Consider the following 17,037-nt stretch of genomic DNA (forward strand, 5'->3'; position numbering starts at 1 on the left):
AACAAGGACGTCACCATGAAACTGCTTGTCGTGGACGAATGCTGCTTCACCCGGGTCGGAATCGACAACTATTTTTCTGACCATGTTTTCGCTCAGACCACCTGTTGTCACAGCATTGAGCAGGCGATGCCGCTTCTGAGCAGTTACCAGCCGAGCCACATCCTGGTAAACCTGACCAAGCATTGCCGCTATAACGACGACGATACTCAGTTGCAGGCTTTTATTGAGGCCAGCCCCTCGGCGCTGCTGTTTATTTATCTGGACACGCCTTATCCCTACAGCGAAACACCGATGCGCATCGCTGATAACGCCTTCCTGTTCAACAAAAGTATTTTGCCCGTTACCCTGCGTATGCTGAGGGAAAAACCTGTTGCACTGATGGATCGTGGCGTTGAACACTCCCTGTTCAGCCCGCAAGAACTGACGGTGATGAAACACTGGATGGCGGAAATGCCGAATTACCGTATCGCGAAAAAGCTGCAAATCAGCTCACACACGGTTTATGTTCACAAACGCCATATCACGGAAAAAATCAACGCCCGCAACCGCTTGGAGTTTTACTCTCTCTATAACGTACTGCGTTATTTCTACCCGCCAAGCGCGCCGGCCGCCCCGATGTCGCTGTCTCTGCTGGCCGTATGACTTGTTCAAAGAGGTGAAACTCACCTCTGATCCCACACTTTGCCCTATCGCAGTATTAACGTTGGCTACAAAAATACTATAATCAGCGGTCCTAACCTTTTGGCTGCTTAGAATGCTAAACAAAATACTGTCGGCGATCGTCAACAATGTACGCGAACATCTGGTGCTGTACCTCTGTCTGTGGCTACTGGTGCTAGCGCTTGATGTCTATTTCTTCTTTATGGCCTGAATGACCTGACTCAAGGCGCTACGTCAACCTTCCCCGTTTGTGTTTCAGGCGTTTCTGAGCCCCCGGCAGATTGTCGTCACGGACGCGCTACGCGCCCGCTCTCCCCCTTTCTGATTTTTCTTTACTCCGAGGTGACTTTCTTGCCCGGCCGACCATCGCCGAGGATAACGGCCATTTTATGCCCCCCTTCAGTGGTTTCCAGCGCGATGCGGGCAATAATAGTCAGCGGTACCGAGAGCAACATGCCTACCGGCCCCATCAGCCATCCCCAGAAAATCAGCGAAAGAAAGACCACCAGCGTCGACAACCCCAGCCCTCGCCCCATGATCCTCGGCTCCAGCATATTGCCAATCACCAGATTGATCATGATAAAGCCCCCCGCCACCACTAACGCATCACCAAAGCCGTTAAACAACAGGGCCTGAATCAATGGAGGAATGGCGGCGATCACCGAACCGATATTGGGAATATAATTCAGCAAAAATGCCAGTAACCCCCAGATAAATGCAAAACGTACGCCGACCGCAGCAAGGAACACCCAGACAATAATCCCGGTCGCCAGACTGATCGCCGTTTTGATCACCAGATAACGGGTCACCCCCTCCAGCGCACGCTGAATATTGGCAATCCCCTCACTGGGCTTGTCCAGCGCCTGTTGCAGCTTGTAAGGCAGCAACTGTACTTCAAACAACATAAACACCACGGTCATCAGCAGCAGGAAGATATTGGTCATAGCGCCGGAAAGGTGGCTCAGCAGACGAGTGACCAGGTTCATCGCTGCGCTTGGGTCGACATACTGCAGCATCGCCACGGTGGACAGGGTAATGTTGAAACGATCGGCGTAATGTTGCAGCTCGCGCAGTTTTTCCATCATCATGCCGCGGTATTGCGGCAATGAACGGGCAAGCTCATTCAACGAGGCACCCAGCATGCCGATAAACAGCATCAGCACTACCACCACGGCCACCACCAATAAGCTAACCCCCAACACACGCGGTATCCGCCAGCGTTCGAGTTGCGCCACCAGCGGGTTCAGTATCATCGCCAGAAATACCGCCAGCATGAACGGCACCACGATGTCTGCCGCCGCTTTAATACCGGCAAGGATAATCACCAGCATCGCCAACATAATGGCCAGACGCAGGCTGCGATCGGTCAAAAGGGTTCGGCCCATGACATTTCCTTTGTATTGACAATCCAGGCCCACAGGGCCGCCAGATGCCTCTTATGTTAGCAAACTCTGCCGCTGCAGCGCAGGTAAACTGCCGATAAACACCAGCCAGCAAGAAAATCCGCACCCTTGCCAAAATCAGACTGGAAATAATCGACGCTCTTTGCTAGCGGATTATTTGTTAAGAAAAAGACCGCATTTACGTAAAATGACAAAAGCTGACAGAAATAAATAAAATGATTTTATTTCAATGGGTAACGAACAAAACAAATTCAAATGACGATATTCACTACGACGATTTCACTGATTAACTTCCCGCAATCTCCCGCAAATTCACTGATTAATATTCTAAAGAAGTAACATAGTTAAATTTATTATTGATTTTATGTTTCTTAAAGTTTAATTATTGCACCCAGAAAATGATGAATGTAAGGAAACAAGATGCTTTGGAAAAATACCGCCAGCCGTTTTGGCCATATTTCAGTGCTAATCCATTGGCTGGTTGCGCTGACGGTTTACGGCATGTTTGCCCTGGGCTTGTGGATGGTCACACTGGGCTATTACGATGTCTGGTACCACCAGGCACCGGAAATCCATAAAAGCATCGGTACACTGTTGTTCATCGTCATGGTGGTTCGGGTGATCTGGCGTTTCGTTTCACCGCCGCCAAAACCGCTGGCCAGCTACAGTCGTTTTACTCGCGTCAGTGCGATACTGGCTCATATCGCGCTGTATGTCGTGTTGTTCAGCATCCTGATCAGCGGCTATCTGATTTCCACCGCCGACGGCCAGGCGATCAGCGTTTTCGGCTGGTTCGACATCCCCGCCACCGTCACCGGCATGGCTGAACAGGCCGATACCGCCGGCACTATCCACCTTTATCTGGCCTGGACCGTCGTCGTGCTCTCGCTACTGCACGGCCTGGCTGCGCTTAAACATCACTTTATTGATCGTGATGTGACTTTGAAACGGATGCTGGGTAGCAGCGCCGATTAACCTTTGGATTTATGGAGATTGCTATGTTGAAGAAAACCGTACTGGGCCTGACCGCAGGCGCACTGCTGCTGAGCGCCGGTTCCGCGCTGGCTGCCGACTACAAAATTGACAAACAAGGGCAACACGCCTTTATCGAATTCCGCATCCAGCACCTGGGTTACAGCTGGTTGTACGGCACCTTCAAAGACTTTGACGGCGGCTTCACCTTCGACGAAAAAGATCCGTCCAAGGACAAGGTTAACGTCACTATCAATACCGCCAGCGTCGACACCAATCACGCCGAACGCGACAAACATCTGCGCAGCGCAGAGTTTTTGAACGTGGAAAAAAACAAACAGGCCAAGTTTGAATCCACCGAAGTGAAAAAGAGCGGTGACGGCTATGCCGTGGTCGGTAATCTGACGCTGAACGGCGTTACCAAACCGGTCACGCTGGACGCCAAACTGATCGGCCAGGGTAATGACCCATGGGGTGGCTACCGCGCCGGCTTTGCGGCCAACGGTAAAATCAAGCTGAAAGACTTCGGCATCACTACCGATCTCGGCCCGGCATCGCAGGATGTTGAGCTGATTATTTCTGTCGAAGGCGTACGCGCGAAGTAATACTGCGCGCTATGAGTTGCCTGAAAGGCAACGGGTATAAAGCGCGGCAAATCTGCCGCGCTTATCATTGGCTCAGCTTGCTGGGCCTTCATCCTCAGGTGCCGGAATGTGCATCGTGGTCTGCAACAACCCTTTCGACTTATTGAAAATCTTGATGCCATTTTCACGGCCGGCTCGGCGAGCGCGCTGTTCTTCACGCGGCAACTTCAGCTCTTCGCGGCAGATCTCGCTGCAACAACCTTCAAATTTGGCGGCGCAGGTCGGGCATTGAATAAACAATAAATGGCAGCCGTCATTCTTGCAGTTGGTGTGAGTATCGCAGGCGGCGCCGCACTGGTGGCAATTGGCGATCACATCGTCAGAAATCCGCTCGCCCATGCGCTCATCGAACACAAAGTTCTTGCCGACAAACTTCAGCGGCAATCCCTGCTCTTTCGCTTTGCGTGCGTACTCGATAATCCCGCCTTCCACGTGGTAGACGTTTTTGAAGCCGTTATGCAGCATGTAGGCGCTGGCTTTTTCACAGCGGATGCCGCCGGTGCAGTACATGACAATATTTTTGTCTTTATTGTCCTGCAGCATCTCAACCGCCATCGGCAGTTGGTCGCGGAAAGTGTCTGAAGGTACTTCGATGGCATTTTCAAAGTGGCCGACTTCATATTCGTAATGGTTACGCATATCCACAAACAGCGTATCCGGATCGTCAATCATCTGGTTGACGCGGTCGGCCTGCAAATACTCACCCACATTCGCCGGGTTGAAGCTCTCATCGTCAATCCCATCGGCGACGATGCGATCGCGCACCTTAAGGCGCAGCACCCAGAAAGATTTACCGTCATCTTCCAAGGCGATATTCAGACGCACCTGATCCAGCGCCAGGTGCGAGGCAAACAGCGCGGCTTTAAACGCGTCGAACTTGTTCTGCGGCACGCTGATCTGCGCGTTGATGCCCTCTTTGGCCACATAAATGCGGCCAAATACCTTCAGCTTGTCAAACTCAACGTACAGGCTGTCGCGAAACGCTTTGGGATCGTCGATGGTGAAGTATTTATAAAAAGAAACTGTGGTGCGTGGCTCTGTTTCCGCCAGCATGCGCGCCTTCAGTTCCTCATTAGAAATTCGGTTATGTAACACTGGCATGGTGTACTTTCCTGTCTTTCGGGAGGTGGCTTATTTTGAGCGCGCAGGCCGCAGGCCCACGCGCGGCGCACATAATACCCGAAAATGTCGCTCAAAACAGCATTAGCCCGGCGGCAATGTTTAACGCTGGAAACTTGACGCCGGTCACAAACCCCGATAAGCCTAAGGGTAGTTTTCTTTCTCTTTACCACGGATCCGGAGGACGTCATGAGTCAGTTATTTACCCCGATTTCACTGGGGGAGCTGGATTTACCCAACCGTATTATTATCGCCCCTATGTGCCAATATTCTGCCGACGAGGGCAAAGCCACCGAATGGCACACCATGCATCTTGGTCAGTTGTCATTGTCCGGTGCAGGGTTATTGATCGTCGAGGCCACCTCAGTCGCGCCTGAAGGGCGCATCACGCCCAGCGATCTCGGCCTGTGGGACGATGCTACCGAGCAGGCGCTGGCGCAGGTGGTGCAGGCAGTGAGAAAACACGCTTCCATGCCATTAGGCATTCAACTCTCCCACGCCGGCCGCAAGGCCTCCTACGGCATTCCCTGGGAGGGCGGCGGGCAGCTCAACGCCGCACGCGGTGGCTGGCAAACCCAATCCGCCTCCCCTTTGCCCTTCTCACCGCATGATGCCCCCCCTGCGGCGATGAGTCTGAACGATATCGAACGGTTGAAAGCGCAGTTCGTTGCGGCGGCAAAACGTGCCGATCGCCTGGGCTTCGAGCTGATAGAGCTGCATGGCGCACACGGTTATCTGCTGCACCAGTTCCTTTCCCCCCTGGCCAACCAGCGCAACGATCAATACGGCGGCTCGTTGCAAAATCGCATGCGCTTGCTGCTGGAGATTTTCAATGAAGTGCGCGCAGTGTTCCCGGCGGAAAAAGCGCTCGGCGTGCGGATTTCCGCCAGCGATTGGGTGGAAGGCGGTTGGGATGAACGGCAATCGGTGACGCTGGCGAAAGCACTGAAAGAGTTGGGTTGCGATTATATCCACGTTTCCAGCGGCGGCCTTTCGCCTCAGCAGAAGATCCCGGTCGGCCCGAGTTATCAGGTGCCGTTTGCCGAAATCATCAAACGCGAAAGCGGCCTGCCAACTATCGCTGTGGGACTCATCACCGAGCCGGAACAGGCTGAGGCGATTGTCGCCACCGGCCAAGCGGACATGGTGGCGCTGGCACGCGGCATTTTGTACAACCCGCGCTGGCCATGGCACGCCGCCGCCAGGTTAGGTGAAAAAGTCAGCGCACCGCCACAGTACTGGCGTTGCGAGCCTCACGTATTGAAGGGACTGTTTAAAAACGACTGACAGACATGGCTTGGGCGCTCAGCGCCCAAGTCGACATTCGGTAAAACCGGAAATCACTATCCCCGCCAACAGCGCCCCTCCCGCAACCGCCAGCAGAGGGTTAAACTGCAGGTGCGCGCCCAGACTGCCCAATAATGCCCCAAGGATCAGCAGCCCAGAACTTAACCATGATGCCCACATAACGCCCCCTTCTGAATAATTGCGCGCTCATGATACGCATCTCTTGTGCGCGAACCTTATCCTTTAGAGCGATTTAGATGAATTAATAATCATGTCATGTCCAGTCATCAATTAAAATGATGTATTAATGCGGTGTTTTTTCACGTTGCGCGAGAAAAATGTCACAATGGTCGTTATAAACGACAGAAAAAGCAGGGTGAATAAAATGTCCGTCTGAAGGATAAACCCTGCTATTACTCTGTTATTATTGTTAAATGACTGCTTCTAAGCTGAGAACACATGACTCAAGTTCCTTCTTTTAATCGCACTTTATTGCACCCGCGTTACTGGCTTACCTGGTTCGGTATTGGCCTGCTTTATTTGCTGGTATTACTGCCTTACCCGATTATTTACCGCCTCGGGACCTCACTGGGCCGTTTTTCCATGCGTTTTCTCAAGCATCGCGTGGCGATTGCCCGGCGTAACCTGACGCTGTGCTTCCCTAATATGCCGCAGGCCGAACGCGAAGCGCTGCTGGTGCAAAATTTTGAGTCCGTCGGCATGGGGTTGTTTGAAACCGGTATGGCCTGGTTTTGGCCAAACTGGCGTATCGAGCGCTGGTTCCACGTCAGCGGGTTGGAGCACATTCAAAAGGCACGCGACAACCATCAGGGCGTTTTGCTGATCGGTTTGCATTTCCTTACGCTGGAACTGGGCGCACGTATCTTTGGCATTCATAATCCGGGTATCGGCGTCTACCGCCCACACGACAACAAGCTGATGGACTGGCTACAAACCTGGGGCCGCATGCGTTCCAACAAGTCCATGCTGGACCGTAAAGACGTGAAGGGCATGATCCGCGCACTGAAACAGGGTGACATCATCTGGTATGCACCGGATCACGACTACGGCCCGCGCAGCAGCGTGTTCGCCCCGCTGTTTGCCGTGGAGAAGGCAGCGACCACCACCGGCAGCTACATACTGGTGCGGATGGGCAAACCGGCAATCATTCCCTTTACCCCGCGTCGTCTGCCGGATGGCAAAGGTTATGAGTTGATTATGCAGCCGGCAGTGGAAAACTTCCCGCTGGACAATGAGTTCGTGGCCGCCGCGTATATGAATAAAGTGGTGGAAAAAGAGATCCTGATGGCACCGGACCAATACATGTGGCTGCACCGCCGCTTCAAGACCCGGCCCGAAGGCGAGCCCTCGTTATATTGACCACAACCCGCCTGATGGCGGGTCATTTTGTGCTCTGGGTATTGAGAAACGGGGATAATGGTGAGAGGGTAATCATCCTGATCGTACTCACTATTTTCACCCTGGAGCCGTTATGTATATCGTTAGCCTGACTTACCATCGCCCAATAGAAGAAGTTGACAGCCATCTCGAGGGACATGTTGCCTGGCTGAAAAAATATTTCCAGGACGGTACTTTCATCGCCTCCGGACGTAAAAATCCGCGTACCGGCGGTGTGATTCTGGTGAAAGGCATTGACCGTGCGCAGTTGGATAGCATCGTGGCGCAGGATCCGTTCAACGCCGTGGCCAACTACGACATTACCGACTTCACCCCCTCCACCACCGGCAACGGTTTTGACGTGCTCGCCGGGCTGTAAGTCCCTCTAAATTTCAGGTTGCCACCAACAGCGATGCCGTTTGATAACCACCGGCATATTCCGCGCAGCCAGCGCGGAATACCGGCAACGCGTTATTTTTAAAACTTTATTTCATTTTTCGCACAACCCCGCCACATCAATTGATGCTACCTATAATTAGGCGCATACTTACCAGGCTAACTTTCTTGCTTTGCCCCCCTGTTTTCGCCTGCGAGCAAAGCGCATCACCTTCTGCAACGGTAATTTATGGCTTCGGTACCAGAACCAGTAAACTGGAAACGTAACTTGTTCGTCGCTTGGCTGGGATGCTTCCTCACCGGGGCCGCCTTCAGCCTGATCATGCCATTCTTGCCGTTATACGTAGAAACGCTCGGTGTGACCGGCCACGAAGCGCTGAACATGTGGTCCGGCCTGGTGTTCAGCATCACCTTCCTGTTCTCCGCCATTGCCTCGCCCTTCTGGGGCGGATTGGCCGATCGCCGTGGGCGCAAATTGATGCTGCTGCGCTCGGCATTGGGTATGTCGATTGTGATGCTTCTGATGGGGATGGCGCAGAATATCTGGCAGTTTTTGGCCCTACGCGCGGTGCTTGGCTTGCTCGGTGGTTTTATTCCCAACGCCAATGCGTTGATTGCCACCCAGGTGCCGCGCAACCGCAGCGGCTGGGCGCTGGGTACCCTGTCCACCGGCGGCGTTAGCGGCGCATTGATTGGGCCGCTGATAGGCGGCCTGCTGGCCGACCAATATGGCCTGCGACCGGTGTTCTACATCACCGCCGCAGTGCTGTTACTCTGCTTTGTGCTGACGCTACTGTGCGTCAAAGAACAGTTCACCCCGGTGCAAAAAAAAGACATGCTGCACGCGCGCCAGGTTTTCGCTTCGCTGAAAAACCCCAAACTGATACTCAGCCTGTTCGTCACCACCATGATTATCCAGATTGCCACCGGATCAATCGCGCCGATTTTGACGCTGTATGTGCGCGACTTGGCCGGCAACATTCATAATCTGGCTTTTATCAGCGGCCTGATCGCCTCGGTGCCCGGCGTCGCCGCGTTGATGAGCGCACCACGGCTGGGCAAACTGGGTGACCGAATTGGCCCGGAGCGTATTCTGGTATTTATGCTGATTGTCTCGGTGTTGTTGCTAATCCCCATGGCCTTTGTACAAACGCCGTGGCAGCTCGGCGTATTGCGCTTCCTGCTTGGCGCCGCCGACGGTGCTCTGCTGCCGGCCGTGCAAACGCTGCTGATCTACAACTGCACCAATCAAGTCGCCGGGCGGATTTTCAGTTATAACCAGTCGTTCCGCGACGTAGGTAACGTCAGCGGTCCGCTGCTGGGCGCTGCGGTCTCCGCCAGCTACGGTTTTCGGGCGGTGTTTTGCGTCACCGCCCTGGTGGTGCTGTTTAACGCCGCCTATTCCTGGTGGTGTTTGCAACGCCGGACGACACGAATGAGAGAAGACACTCTGCAGGAAGAGCAATAACCGCATTTATCACTCACTGACTCACTTAAAGGGGTCTAGTGTCCGTTTACCCTACTTTTCGTATTGATACCTTTTGCCGTTTACCTTTCTGCATCCACCAGAAAAATCTTAATGTAATTACCTGTTTTTAAAAAAGTAATTAACTTTTAGCACAATAAACACGCTGTCAATGACATTCCCTCCAAAACCAACATAAAAACCAAGAAAGGAGATGTTTGTCGACTTTTCATCTAAAAAATGGGATGCAGGGACTAGACAAAACCACCATCCAGTTATCAAATGGTTAAATAATATCACGCCAGATGTCAATCACTGGCCAAGTGAAAAAAGGTCGACGCGCTTTCCACGGTTAACGGGCGCTACGGCTGCGGTTTTGTCGGGTAATCCGCATTGGGTGGATTACCTTCCTTAAATACACATACATACCACAGTATAAGCCGCATAAGTGCGGCGCATTTTATTGGGAAGACGTTATGCAATCCTCTGTTAATAACCAAGAAAGCCGGACCTTCTTCGGCCATCCTTATCCGCTGGGATCCCTGTTCTTTACCGAAATGTGGGAGCGGTTCTCGTTTTACGGCATTCGCCCATTACTGATCCTGTTTATGGCCGCCACGGTCTATGATGGCGGCATGGGGCTGGCACGCGAAAACGCCTCGGCGATCGTCGGTATTTTCGCCGGCAGCATGTATCTGGCGGCCTTGCCGGGCGGCTGGCTGGCTGACAACTGGCTGGGCCAGCAAAAAGCGGTGTGGTACGGCTCCATTCTGATCGCGCTCGGTCACCTGTCGATCGCGTTGTCTGCCGTCATGGGCAACAACCTGTTCTTCATCGGCCTGATGTTTATCGTGCTGGGTTCCGGTCTGTTCAAAACCTGTATCTCGGTAATGGTCGGCACCTTGTACAAAAAGGGCGACAACCGCCGGGATGGTGGTTTCTCGCTGTTCTATATGGGCATCAACATGGGCTCATTCATCGCCCCGCTGATCTCTGGCTGGCTGATCCGCTCTCATGGCTGGCACTGGGGCTTCGGCATCGGCGGTATCGGGATGTTGGTGGCGCTGGTGATCTTCCGGGTATTTGCCGTTCCGGCAATGAAACGCTATGACAGCGAAGTCGGTCTCGATTCCACCTGGAACAGCCCGGTCGCCAAGAAAAACGGCGTCGGTGCCTGGTTAATCGCATTGGCCGTCGGTGTGGCGGTAATCGTCACCCTGATCGCACAGGGCGTGATCGTGATTAATCCGGTGGCGGTGGCCAGCATGCTGGTTTACGTGATTGCCGCTTCGGTGACCCTGTACTTTATTTACCTGTTTGCCTTTGCCGGCCTGAGCCGCAAAGAGCGCGCCCGCCTGCTGGTGTGCTTTATCCTGTTGGTCTCCGCCGCGTTCTTCTGGTCGGCGTTCGAGCAGAAACCTACCTCATTCAACCTGTTTGCCAACGACTATACCAACCGTATGATTGGCGGCTTCGAGATCCCGGCGGTCTGGTTCCAGTCAATCAACGCCCTGTTCATTATCCTGCTGGCGCCGGTATTCAGCTGGGCCTGGCCGGCTCTGGCACGTAACAAAGTGCGCCTGAGCAGCATCACCAAGTTTGTTATCGGCATTCTGTTTGCCGCTGCGGGCTTTGGCCTGATGATGCTGGCCGCGCAGAACGTACTGGGCAACGGAGGTGCGGGCGTGTCCCCACTGTGGCTGGTGGGCAGTATTTTGATGCTGACGCTGGGTGAGCTGTGCCTAAGTCCAATAGGGTTGGCGACCATGACTCTGCTGGCGCCTGAAAGAATGCGCGGTCAGATGATGGGCCTGTGGTTCTGCGCCAGCGCGCTGGGTAATCTGGCGGCCGGTTTGATTGGCGGCCATGTGAAGGCCGATCAGTTAGAAATGCTGCCGAACCTGTTTGCCCGCTGCTCAATTGCGTTGCTGATCTGCGCTGCAGTGCTGACGCTGCTGATCGTACCTATCCGTCGCATGATGGAAAACACCCAGGGTAAAAGCGAACAGAAACCGGCCACCAACGCCTGATAACGCGTTCTCTTTCTCCTTCAAGCCAGCGCCCAATGCGCTGGCTTTTTTATTTTCCCCACGCCTGCCGTTGCAGCACCACGCGGTAACCGTCCAGATCTTCGAAGGTCTGCCCTCTGTTATCCCAATAAGGATTGTAAGAGGCCACTTGCCGAAAACCGGCAACCAACATGCGTCGACACCCTGCGAGCCATTCACCTTCTTGCGGCAGATAAAACACCAGCAGGTGATCCTGCGTCGGTGCCAGCCCCACCTTTACGCCGCGATGGTGGGTAAACTCCAGGTGATAACCGTGCTGCGGATGCCCGACCATTACGCCGTCAAAACCCTGGTGATCGGCAAATTCCCCCAACCGTTCGAACCCCAGCCCCTCGCAGTACATGGCCGCAATGTCCTGCAGACGATCGGTCGGGCGCACAATACGCAGCACCGCGTTGGCTATCGGCATTATTTTCTCCGCATCATGATGAATTCATACAGCGCCATGCCCACCAGCATCGCCACCACGAACAGGCAGCCAGGTAACGAGCCCGCTCCCGCTAGCACCCACGCCGGCCCGGGGCAGATACCCGCCATGCCCCAGCCAACGCCGAACAGCGCGCTGCCCGCCAGTAAACGGCGATCCACACGGCGATTCGTGGGAATGAGCAACGTCTCGCCCAACAGCGTTCTCTGCCGACGCCGGGCCCACAAAAACGCCGGCGCCGCTACCGCAATCGCCCCCACCATGACCAAAGCCAGCGACGGGTCCCAATGGCCGGTAATATCGAGAAAGGCCAGCACTTTGGCCGGGTTGGCCATCCCGGCGACAATCAAGCCCAAACCGAAAATGACCCCGCTCAACAGCGCAAATAAAATCCTGAACATGGTTTTAGCCTCCTGCCAAGTGACGGACAACCCAGACGGTGATAAACCCCAGCAGCATAAATACCGCCGTAGCAGCCAGCGAACGCGGTGCCAGCCTCGCCATGCCGCATACGCCGTGGCCGCTGGTGCATCCGCCCCCCAACCGGGTCCCCAGACCGACCAGCAACCCGGCCGCCATCAACCACAAGCTACCGCCGCTGACCGGCATTTCCGGTAAAGGGCCGGCAATACGATACAGCCAGGGGGAAATCAGCAACCCGACAAGAAATGCGCCACGCCAGGCTTTCTCTGTACCGCCCGGCGTCAACAGCCCACCGGTGATACCGCTGATACCGGCGATGCGGCCGTTAAACACCAACAGCAGCGCCACCGCGATGCCGATAATCCCCCCGCCGGCCAGTGCGGAAAGCGGCGTGAAATGCAGCCAGTCAATGGTCATGGTGTCGCTCCCGGTGCCGGGCAATAAAGTTGATACAAGGTGCTGAGGATCGTCAGCGCTTTTTCATCGCTGACGGCATAGTAAATCTGCTTGCCCTCGCGTCGCGTTGACACCAGCCCTTCCTGCCGCAATACGCTCAATTGCTGGGAAAGCGTCGGCTGACGGATCCCCAACGTCTGCGCCAGTTCACCGACCGACATCTCACGCTGGCTGAGTTGGCATAGCAGCAGCAAGCGATCCTCATTGCCCAGCGCCCGCAACAGCGCCCCAGCCTGCGTTGCCGCCTGCCGCATACTGTCGATATTCATAGAACCCTCAAAACAATTTATAAAATTATATATTGTATTCTTATAGACTATAATTCGGCGGCGCACCAGAGACTGGTGCGAAATGTTCCGGCGTGGCATGCTGCCATTACGCCTTACCACCGCGCGGGGATACCGCTACAGATGCTGCTTTGCCACGACTTAATGCCAACCAATCGGTCGATTGTGCCGATTGCCAAAGATTACCAACACGGCGATTTCGAGCCCCTTCACCACCATAACTGTGCGCAGCTGATCCACAGCCTTAGCGGCGTGGTGCAGGTAAACACCCGCCTGGGCAGTTGGGTGGTGCCGCCAGGCCGCGGCGTCTGGTTGCCGGCACGGATGGAGCATAGCCTGCGCATCACCGGCAAGGTGGCGGCCAGAGCGCTGTTTGTCGATCCCCTGGCACGTGCCGATCTACCGGCGCAGTGCGAAGTGGTGCAAATCTCGCCGCTGCTGCGCGAGCTGATTATCTGCGCAATGGACATCACGGTGGATTATCCGCCAGGCGGGCGCGAAGAGCGGATAATGGAGTTGATCCTGGACGAGCTGCGCATCTTGCCTATTTTGCCGCTGCATTTGCCGGAGCCACGCGGTGAAGCCCTGCAGAGGCTGTGCCGGCATATTCAGCAATCGCTGGCGCAGCCCTGGGAATTGGAGCAGGCGGCCGGCTATATCAGCGTCAGCGGCCGCACGTTGTCGCGCCGCTTTCAGCGTGAAACCGGACTGCGTTTTGGCGACTGGGTCCGCCGCGCCCGGCTGCTGGCGGCGCTAAACGCTCTGGCGGCCGGCCACTCGGTGCTGGAAGTGGCGCTGGACCTGGGTTATGACAGCCCCAGCGCCTTCAGCGCCATGTTCCGCCGTCTGCTGGGCGTCGCCCCGAGCGTTTATTTCGCCAGGTAGCGCCCGGCGACGTTAAACAGCGCCTGCAGCGAGGCGCTGGCGGAATCGACGTCGATGCCAACGCCATAAGCCGCCTCACCGTGCGCCAAAGTGCAACGTATGTAAGCCACCGCGCGACTGTGGCTCTGATGGCCCAGGGTGTGTTCGTGATAATCCTCAATCGCCAACGCCAGGCCAAAGCGCTGGCGCAGCGCATCCACCGCGCTGGACAGCAAACCGTTCCCCACGCCCATCAGTCTCTGCTGCTGCTCCTCGAACAATACCCTGGCGCTGAAACTGTAAGCCTCCACGCCATGGCTCTCTGTCTGATAGCTCAGCAATTGCAGGCTCGGCTGTTCAACCAGCCCGTAAGTCGTGCGGAACAGCCGCCACAATTCGGCGGTAGTCATCTCTTTACCGCTGCCGTCGGTCGCCTGTTGCACCACTTTGCTGAAATCAATCTGCAACCCGCGCGGCAACGACAGGCCGTGATTTTGTTCCAGCAGCCAGGCCGCGCCACTTTTGCCTGACTGGCTGTTAACCCGGATCACCGCCTCATAGCTGCAGCCGACATCACCCGGATCGAGCGGTAAGTAAGGCACCTGCCACAAACCGTCTTGCCGCTGCTGTTGGGCGGCGAAACCCTTCTTGATGGCATCCTGATGCGAGCCGGAAAAAGCGGTGAAAACCAGTTCGCCGGCATAAGGATGACGCGGATGCACCGGCAACTGGTTGCACTGTTCAACGACCTCAACCACCTGCTTCAGTTGGCTGAAATCCAGCCCCGGCGCAACACCCTGGGTGTACAGATTGAGCGCCAGCGTCACCAGATCCACATTGCCGGTGCGCTCGCCGTTGCCGAACAGGCACCCTTCCACCCGATCGGCTCCGGCCAGCATCGCCAGTTCGGCGCAGGCTACCCCGGTACCGCGATCGTTATGCGGATGCACGCTGATCGTCACCTGTTTGCGCTGGCTGAAACGGCGGCAAAACCATTCGATCTGATCGGCATACACGTTAGGCGTACTGACCTCTACCGTCGCCGGCAGGTTGATGATCATTGGCCGCCCAGGACCTGGCTGCCAGACATCGGCCACCGCCTCGCAAATCTCCAGCGCGAATTCCAATTCGGTAAAGCAGAAGGTTTCCGGCGAGTACTCGAAGGTCCAGGCCGTTTCCGGCTGCAATTCGCACTGCTGGCGGATACGCAACGCGCCATTCACCGCCAAGGCTACCGTCGCCGCTTTGTCCTGCCTGAACACAATCTCGCGGAACATGGGGGCTGTGGCGTTATACAAATGCACGATAGCGCGAGGGGCGCCGCGCAGCGATTCAAAGGTGCGATCGATCAGATCGTCACGCGACTGAGTCAACACCTGAATGCTGACATCGTCCGGGATCAACCGTTCCTCAATCAGCGAACGCACAAAATCAAAATCCGTTTGCGACGCCGAGGGGAACGCCACCTCGATTTCTTTAAACCCGCACTGCAGCAACAGCTGGTAAAACTGGCGTTTACGGGCGTTATCCATCGGTTCCGCCAACGCCTGATTACCGTCACGCAGATCGCTGGAGCACCAACGCGGCGCCTGCTCAAGGGTGCGACCGGGCCATTGGCGATCCGGTAACGCCACCGGCGGGAATGGGCGATATTTGCTTGAAGGGTTGATTAACATGGCGATCTCCTGGGTGGTCGTAAACAATGCCTTATTATTTCCCGCCCGGTTATTCGCTGCTCCCGCTTAGCGGACAATCGTCGTCGCAAAACGGACAACAAAAAAATTTGCATCCTGCGCCAGTGAGACAACAATTACTTCTGACGTATGTCATGACGCTTTGGCGCTGCCAAAGCCCTTTCATCAACCTCACTGTGACTGGAGACGGACATGAGCCTGTATGCAACCCTGGAAGAAGCTATCGAAGCCGCGCGCGAGGAGTTTATTGAATCCGCCGAAAGCGGCGATGACGATGAACCGCCGGTACCGCAACAGTTCAATCTGCAAAAATACGTGATGCTGGACGGTGATATCATGTGGCAGGCCGAATTCTTTGAGGAGGAAGGCGAATCGGTCGAGTGTTTCACGCTACGCAGCGGCGCTGCCGCCCAGGCTATTTTTGACGGTGACTACGACGAAGTGGAAATCAGAGCGGAATGGATAGATGAAAATACGCTGCACGAGTGGGAGGAAGGTGATTTTCAGCTCGATCCGCCGCTGGACACCGAAGAGGGTCAGACTGCCGCAGACGAGTGGGATGAACGCTGAATAACGTCGGATGGGTGTTAACCTGTCCGACCCCCATAATGTTCTCCCAGGAGGATTCATGATCATCCGCCAGGCAGGCCGCGCCGATTACCCCGCTATCCTGCAACTGCAATCGCAAAACACCCCGGCAAACCTTAGCGAGAGCCAAAAACGGCAAGGGTTTATCGTCTCTCGTATGGATGAGGCTCAGTTAGAAAGCATTAACCGGCGTCTGGGCATTCTGGTGGCGGTTGAAGATCGCACGTTGGCGGGCTTTGTCTGCCTGATGCCCACCGATATGCAGCCGCGCCCGCCGGTGGTGGATGCAATGCTCGATACGCTCGGCAGCCAGTCATTCAACGGCCGGGCACTCCGTGAGCAGAAGGTGTTTTTGTATGGCCCGGTGTGCCTTGATGTCGCCTGGCGCGGCAAAGGGGTACTCAAACGGTTGTTCGCGGCCGTCAAGGCATGCACCCGCGATGAGTTCGATGTCGGCGCGCTGTTTATTGACGACGACAATCCGCATTCACTAACCGCCCACGAGCAAGGGTTGAAGATGACGGTGCTGGCGCCCTTTCGCTGCGGCCGGCACGGATATCAGTTGCTGGTATTCGCCACACGGGATCCGATTTACTCGTAAGGCCCGTGCTGTGCATCAAACGGCAACATAAAGGTATCCACCACCATCGACAGCGGTACGTCGATCACCGTGATGTAGCGCCAGGGCGTATCGCGCAGATCCCATTGCACGCCCGGGTAATATTGATGGCCATGCCCGGCGCCGGGCACCGTGCGGCTGATGATGCTGCCGCAGCCGGTTAACGCCATGACGCCTGCCGCCAGCAACGCCAAGCGGATTAAAGAAGAAAAGTTCACCAAATTGACTCTTGAACCTGGTTGTTTTGAAAATAAACAACACCCTGC

Annotated in this window: 21 protein-coding genes; 12 read left to right on the top strand and 9 right to left on the bottom strand. The window is 55.4% G+C overall.

Annotated elements, in window-relative coordinates; genetic code table 11:
• Positions 1 to 15: 15 nt before the first annotated feature.
• Positions 16 to 642 (top strand): LuxR C-terminal-related transcriptional regulator, encoded by a 627-nt coding sequence (locus tag SPL01S_RS09605; RefSeq protein ID WP_062870473.1) that lies wholly within the window; start codon positions 16 to 18, stop codon positions 640 to 642.
• Positions 643 to 754: 112 nt separating this feature from the next.
• Complete coding sequence (locus tag SPL01S_RS24545) at positions 755 to 871, top strand: DUF2770 family protein (RefSeq protein WP_073972042.1); 117 nt, start codon at positions 755 to 757, stop codon at positions 869 to 871.
• Positions 872 to 992: 121 nt separating this feature from the next.
• On the opposite strand, the gene SPL01S_RS09610 is transcribed toward SPL01S_RS24545, so the two are convergent.
• Positions 993 to 2,045 (bottom strand): AI-2E family transporter, encoded by a 1,053-nt coding sequence (locus tag SPL01S_RS09610; protein ID WP_062870472.1) that lies wholly within the window; start codon positions 2,043 to 2,045, stop codon positions 993 to 995.
• A gap of 438 nt (positions 2,046 to 2,483) precedes the next feature.
• Between SPL01S_RS09610 and SPL01S_RS09615 the strand changes: the two genes are divergently transcribed.
• Positions 2,484 to 3,038, top strand: coding sequence for a cytochrome b (locus tag SPL01S_RS09615; RefSeq protein ID WP_006322539.1), 555 nt, complete (start codon positions 2,484 to 2,486; stop codon positions 3,036 to 3,038).
• A gap of 23 nt (positions 3,039 to 3,061) precedes the next feature.
• On the top strand, positions 3,062 to 3,640 hold the full coding sequence (locus SPL01S_RS09620; RefSeq protein ID WP_004943016.1) for a YceI family protein: 579 nt from the start codon (positions 3,062 to 3,064) through the stop codon (positions 3,638 to 3,640).
• 72 nt (positions 3,641 to 3,712) lie between these two features.
• Here the strand turns inward: SPL01S_RS09620 and trhO are convergent, their stop codons facing one another.
• Positions 3,713 to 4,780 (bottom strand): oxygen-dependent tRNA uridine(34) hydroxylase TrhO, encoded by a 1,068-nt coding sequence (gene trhO / locus SPL01S_RS09625; protein ID WP_063199200.1) that lies wholly within the window; start codon positions 4,778 to 4,780, stop codon positions 3,713 to 3,715.
• 207 nt (positions 4,781 to 4,987) lie between these two features.
• Between trhO and SPL01S_RS09630 the strand changes: the two genes are divergently transcribed.
• Positions 4,988 to 6,085 (top strand): NADH:flavin oxidoreductase/NADH oxidase, encoded by a 1,098-nt coding sequence (locus SPL01S_RS09630; RefSeq protein WP_063199204.1) that lies wholly within the window; start codon positions 4,988 to 4,990, stop codon positions 6,083 to 6,085.
• An 18-nt stretch (positions 6,086 to 6,103) separates the two neighbouring features.
• Here SPL01S_RS09630 and SPL01S_RS09635 read toward each other — a convergent pair whose 3' ends face one another.
• On the bottom strand, positions 6,104 to 6,265 hold the full coding sequence (locus SPL01S_RS09635) for a hypothetical protein (protein ID WP_006324651.1): 162 nt from the start codon (positions 6,263 to 6,265) through the stop codon (positions 6,104 to 6,106).
• Positions 6,266 to 6,544: 279 nt separating this feature from the next.
• On the opposite strand from SPL01S_RS09635, the gene SPL01S_RS09640 reads away from it, so the two are divergent.
• The 4 genes from SPL01S_RS09640 (at position 6,545) to SPL01S_RS09655 (ending at position 11,374) form a co-directional block, all read left to right on the top strand.
• Positions 6,545 to 7,465: a Kdo(2)-lipid IV(A) acyltransferase gene (locus SPL01S_RS09640; protein WP_013812421.1), complete on the top strand. Its 921-nt coding sequence runs from the start codon at positions 6,545 to 6,547 to the stop codon at positions 7,463 to 7,465.
• A gap of 112 nt (positions 7,466 to 7,577) precedes the next feature.
• Positions 7,578 to 7,862, top strand: coding sequence for a YciI family protein (locus SPL01S_RS09645; RefSeq protein ID WP_063199209.1), 285 nt, complete (start codon positions 7,578 to 7,580; stop codon positions 7,860 to 7,862).
• Positions 7,863 to 8,108: 246 nt separating this feature from the next.
• Positions 8,109 to 9,347: a multidrug efflux MFS transporter MdtG gene (gene mdtG / locus SPL01S_RS09650; protein WP_063199213.1), complete on the top strand. Its 1,239-nt coding sequence runs from the start codon at positions 8,109 to 8,111 to the stop codon at positions 9,345 to 9,347.
• A 473-nt stretch (positions 9,348 to 9,820) separates the two neighbouring features.
• Entirely contained in the window at positions 9,821 to 11,374 is a 1,554-nt protein-coding gene (locus SPL01S_RS09655; protein ID WP_062870467.1) for a peptide MFS transporter, read from the top strand.
• Positions 11,375 to 11,423: 49 nt separating this feature from the next.
• On the opposite strand, the gene SPL01S_RS09660 is transcribed toward SPL01S_RS09655, so the two are convergent.
• Genes SPL01S_RS09660 through SPL01S_RS09675 form a run of 4 tightly spaced genes read right to left on the bottom strand, consistent with a single transcriptional unit; the run spans position 11,424 to position 12,988 of the window.
• A complete protein-coding gene (locus tag SPL01S_RS09660) occupies positions 11,424 to 11,822 on the bottom strand; it encodes a VOC family protein (RefSeq protein ID WP_063199216.1) in 399 nt (132 codons plus the stop codon).
• The gene (locus SPL01S_RS09665; RefSeq protein ID WP_063199219.1) at positions 11,822 to 12,241 is read right to left on the bottom strand and encodes a YeeE/YedE family protein; all 420 of its coding nucleotides are present in this window, start codon (positions 12,239 to 12,241) and stop codon (positions 11,822 to 11,824) included. Before SPL01S_RS09665 ends, SPL01S_RS09660 begins: the two co-directional genes overlap by 1 nt.
• A 4-nt stretch (positions 12,242 to 12,245) precedes the next feature.
• Positions 12,246 to 12,680 carry a YeeE/YedE family protein gene (locus SPL01S_RS09670; protein WP_004942996.1) on the bottom strand — a complete coding sequence of 145 codons (435 nt, stop codon included), beginning with the start codon at positions 12,678 to 12,680 and terminating at the stop codon, positions 12,246 to 12,248.
• Entirely contained in the window at positions 12,677 to 12,988 is a 312-nt protein-coding gene (locus tag SPL01S_RS09675; RefSeq protein ID WP_004942994.1) for an ArsR/SmtB family transcription factor, read from the bottom strand. Before SPL01S_RS09675 ends, SPL01S_RS09670 begins: the two co-directional genes overlap by 4 nt.
• A gap of 141 nt (positions 12,989 to 13,129) precedes the next feature.
• On the opposite strand from SPL01S_RS09675, the gene SPL01S_RS09680 reads away from it, so the two are divergent.
• The gene (locus tag SPL01S_RS09680; RefSeq protein WP_062792803.1) at positions 13,130 to 13,891 is read left to right on the top strand and encodes an AraC family transcriptional regulator; all 762 of its coding nucleotides are present in this window, start codon (positions 13,130 to 13,132) and stop codon (positions 13,889 to 13,891) included.
• Here the strand turns inward: SPL01S_RS09680 and leuA are convergent.
• The gene (leuA, locus tag SPL01S_RS09685; RefSeq protein WP_063199222.1) at positions 13,876 to 15,546 is read right to left on the bottom strand and encodes a 2-isopropylmalate synthase; all 1,671 of its coding nucleotides are present in this window, start codon (positions 15,544 to 15,546) and stop codon (positions 13,876 to 13,878) included. The two genes, SPL01S_RS09680 and leuA, sit on opposite strands and share 16 nt — an antisense overlap.
• A 210-nt stretch (positions 15,547 to 15,756) precedes the next feature.
• Between leuA and SPL01S_RS09690 the strand changes: the two genes are divergently transcribed.
• Positions 15,757 to 16,134, top strand: coding sequence for a MysB family protein (locus SPL01S_RS09690; protein WP_063199225.1), 378 nt, complete (start codon positions 15,757 to 15,759; stop codon positions 16,132 to 16,134).
• A gap of 58 nt (positions 16,135 to 16,192) precedes the next feature.
• Positions 16,193 to 16,753: a GNAT family N-acetyltransferase gene (locus tag SPL01S_RS09695; protein WP_063199229.1), complete on the top strand. Its 561-nt coding sequence runs from the start codon at positions 16,193 to 16,195 to the stop codon at positions 16,751 to 16,753.
• Here the strand turns inward: SPL01S_RS09695 and SPL01S_RS09700 are convergent.
• A complete protein-coding gene (locus SPL01S_RS09700; protein ID WP_042437287.1) occupies positions 16,744 to 16,941 on the bottom strand; it encodes a YceK/YidQ family lipoprotein in 198 nt (65 codons plus the stop codon). The genes SPL01S_RS09695 and SPL01S_RS09700 overlap by 10 nt on opposite strands.
• Between the last annotated feature and the right edge of the window lie 96 nt (positions 16,942 to 17,037).

Origin of the sequence: Serratia plymuthica NBRC 102599 (genome assembly GCF_001590925.1) — a bacterium.
Classification (GTDB): Bacteria; Pseudomonadota; Gammaproteobacteria; order Enterobacterales; family Enterobacteriaceae; genus Serratia; species Serratia plymuthica.